This window comes from Streptomyces sp. NPDC060205 (genome assembly GCF_042728395.1).
Lineage (GTDB): Bacteria > Actinomycetota > Actinomycetes > Streptomycetales > Streptomycetaceae > Streptomyces.
The window spans coordinates 1-3,216 of record NZ_JBHWZP010000564.1 but is presented as its reverse complement, the minus strand read 5'-3'; the positions used below and the strand labels follow the sequence as shown (position 1 = coordinate 3,216).

General features: G+C 67.0%; 3 protein-coding genes. All 3 read right to left on the bottom strand.

The genetic code is table 11. The features are described 5' to 3' along the window. Nucleotides 1–48: 48 nt before the first annotated feature. Complete coding sequence (clpX, locus tag ACFWGJ_RS42915; protein WP_107016457.1) at nucleotides 49–1,335, bottom strand: ATP-dependent Clp protease ATP-binding subunit ClpX; 1,287 nt, start codon at nucleotides 1,333–1,335, stop codon at nucleotides 49–51. Nucleotides 1,336–1,495: 160 nt separating this feature from the next. Next, the gene (locus ACFWGJ_RS42910; RefSeq protein WP_282108147.1) at nucleotides 1,496–2,176 is read right to left on the bottom strand and encodes an ATP-dependent Clp protease proteolytic subunit; all 681 of its coding nucleotides are present in this window, start codon (nucleotides 2,174–2,176) and stop codon (nucleotides 1,496–1,498) included. A gap of 101 nt (nucleotides 2,177–2,277) precedes the next feature. Further along, nucleotides 2,278–2,883 carry an ATP-dependent Clp protease proteolytic subunit gene (locus ACFWGJ_RS42905; protein ID WP_107016456.1) on the bottom strand — a complete coding sequence of 202 codons (606 nt, stop codon included), beginning with the start codon at nucleotides 2,881–2,883 and terminating at the stop codon, nucleotides 2,278–2,280. Nucleotides 2,884–3,216: the final 333 nt, after the last annotated feature.

The window sequence follows — 3,216 nt, the reverse complement described above, 5'->3', positions numbered from 1 at the left end:
GGTCGGTGACCGGGGCCCTTCGCCGTAACTCGCGTATGTGCGCGCCGCTTACGCGGTTTTCTGCTCCCCCGGGCCCCGGCCGCGTGCGTCGCGTGGGATCAGGGTCGGGTTGACGTTCGAGCGGACTACCTCCGAGGTGATGACGACCCGGGCCACGTCCTTTCGGGACGGGACCTCGTACATCACTGCCTGGAGGACCTCCTCCATGATGGCGCGCAGGCCGCGCGCGCCGGTCTGGCGGAGGATGGCCTGGTCCGCGATGGCTTCGAGGGCCTCGCGCTCGAAGTCCAGCTCCACGCCGTCGAGTTCGAACAGGCGCTGGTACTGCTTCACCAGTGCGTTGCGCGGCTCCACCAGGATCTGGAGGAGGGCCTCACGGTCGAGGTTGTGGACCGACGTGATGACCGGGAGGCGGCCGATGAACTCGGGGATCATCCCGAACTTCACCAGATCCTCGGGCATGACGTCCTCGAAGCGGTCCTTCGCCTCAAGTTCCTTCTTGGAGCGGATCGTCGCGCCGAAGCCGATGCCCTTGGCACCCGCACGGGACTCGACGAGCTTCTCCAGGCCCGCGAAGGCGCCGCCCACGATGAACAGCACGTTCGTCGTGTCGATCTGGATGAACTCCTGGTGGGGGTGCTTGCGTCCGCCCTGCGGCGGAACGGAGGCCGTGGTGCCCTCCAGGATCTTGAGCAGGGCCTGCTGGACACCCTCGCCCGACACGTCGCGCGTGATCGACGGGTTCTCGCTCTTGCGAGCCACCTTGTCGATCTCGTCGATGTAGATGATGCCGGTCTCGGCCTTCTTGACGTCGTAGTCCGCGGCCTGGATCAGCTTCAGCAGGATGTTCTCGACGTCCTCGCCGACGTACCCCGCCTCCGTGAGCGCCGTCGCGTCCGCGATGGCGAACGGGACGTTCAGCATGCGGGCCAGCGTCTGGGCGAGCAGCGTCTTGCCCGAGCCCGTGGGGCCGAGCAGGAGGATGTTGGACTTCGCCAACTCGATGGCGTCCTCGCGGTTCTGACCGGTGCTGTTCTCGCCGGCCTGGACCCGCTTGTAGTGGTTGTACACCGCGACCGAGAGGGCCTTCTTGGCGGACTCCTGGCCTACGACGTAACCCTCAAGGAACTCGTAGATCTCCCTGGGTTTGGGAAGTTCCTCCCAGCGCACCTCGCTCGTCTCAGCGAGCTCTTCCTCGATGATCTCGTTGCAGAGGTCGATGCACTCGTCGCAGATGTACACACCAGGGCCTGCGATGAGCTTCTTGACCTGCTTCTGGCTCTTGCCACAGAACGAGCACTTGAGCAGATCGCCGCCGTCACCGATGCGTGCCACGGTGTGCTTCCCCTTCGCCTGGGAGACGCCTAGGTCCAGCGGCTCCTGGTGCTGCCTTATGTCCGACGGTACCTTGCCGAGCCCCCCGTTCGGGCCCCCCTTGGCGCGGTTCACTTTGTCGTGAACCGCGTCAAGGAGCGGCAGACGATACAGCGATGCGTCACGCGACCGCGGCGTTGTTCATCTTCCGGGTCGAGATGATCTGGTCCACCAGACCGTACGCGAGGGCGTCCTCGGCCGTGAGGATCTTGTCGCGCTCGATGTCCTCGCGGATCTTCTCGATCGGCGTCGTCGAGTGCTTGGCCAGCATGTCTTCCAGCTGACCGCGCATCCGGAGGATTTCGTTCGCGGCGATCTCAAGGTCCGACACCTGGCCGCGGCCGGTCTCGCTGTAGGGCTGGTGGATCAGCACGCGCGCGTTCGGAAGTGCCATGCGCTTGCCCGGCGTACCGGCCGCCAGGAGGATCGCGGCGGCGGAGGCGGCCTGACCCATGCAAACAGTCTGGATGTCCGGCTTCACGAACTGCATCGTGTCGTAGATCGCGGTGAGCGCCGTGAAGGAGCCACCCGGGCTGTTGATGTAGACCGAGATGTCCCGGTCGGGGTCCATCGACTCCAGGCACAGCAGCTGCGCCATGACGTCGTTGGCGGAGGCGTCGTCGATCTGCACGCCGAGGAAGATGACGCGCTCCTCGAACAGCTTCGCGTACGGGTCGTACTCACGCACGCCCTGCGAGGTGCGCTCGACGAAGCGCGGGATGACGTAGCGGGACTCCGCGCGAGGACCCGTGTACTCGGCCTGCGCGCGGTCGTACAGTCCGCTGCCGGGGAAGTCGTTCACTGTGTCTCCTGAAGAGCCTGATAAGGGCTGAGGCGGTCGGCTGGGGTCTCGGAGCGGTCGGCGCCGGCCTGCGCCGGCGCATGGGTCGGCGCTGGGCCGTCCTAGGCCGCCCCGGTGCCGCCGCCGCCCGGCATGCCGGCAGCGGTGGGCATGATGTCGTCGATGAGGCCGTACTCCTTGGCCTCGATCGGGTCGAACCAGCGGTCCCGGTCCGAGTCGCGGGTGACCTGCTCCACCGTCTGGCCGGTGTGGAACGAGGTCAGCTCCGCCATCCGCTTCTTGGTGTGCAGCAGCCGCTCGGCGTGGATCTTGATGTCCGACGCGGAACCGGCGAGACCGGCCGAGGGCTGGTGGATCAGGATCTCCGCGTTCGGCAGCGCGAAGCGCTTGCCCGGAGTGCCCGCGCTCAGCAGGAACTGGCCCATGGAGGCCGCCATGCCCATCGCGATCGTCACCACGTCGTTCTTGATGTACTGCATGGTGTCGTAGATCGCCATGCCGGCGGTGATCGAGCCGCCGGGGCTGTTGATGTAGAGGTAGATGTCCTTCTCCGGGTCGGAGGCAAGGAGCAGCAACTGTGCGGTGATCTTGTTGGCGATGTCGTCGTCGACCGCCTGGCCGAGGAAGATGATCCGCTCGCCGAGCAGCCGGTTGTAGACCTGGTCGCCGAGGCCACCACCGATGGGGTCGCCGGCGGCTGTGGGCATCAGATTCGTCACGTATCCACCTGCTCGTCTTACGACGGCGCCGGGCCGTCTACACGTCTTCTGCTGGGGGCGTGGGACCCCGTGTGCGTGCCGTGTCGGACGGCTCCGGGGACTCCCCTGCCCTCGTACTCATGGACCCTAACGCGCGGGTCCCTCCGGGGAATCCCGCAGAAGGAACTGTTCGCTGTGAGCGCATGCGCTCCGCTGGGTTCAGCAGGGATTACACCGGCCTCAGCCCGCTCGTTCCCGGGGGCGCGCCCGCCGATGCCCCCTCGGCGGCACCCGCGACCGCGGCCCCGCAGGGGCCCCGCCAGGGGCGCGGGGAACTGCGCG

Excerpts from the sequence above, each read along its gene's own strand:
- ACFWGJ_RS42905 (WP_107016456.1), bottom strand. The coding sequence starts at position 2,883 with ATGCCCACAGCCGCCGGCGACCCCATCGGTGGTGGCCTCGGCGACCAG.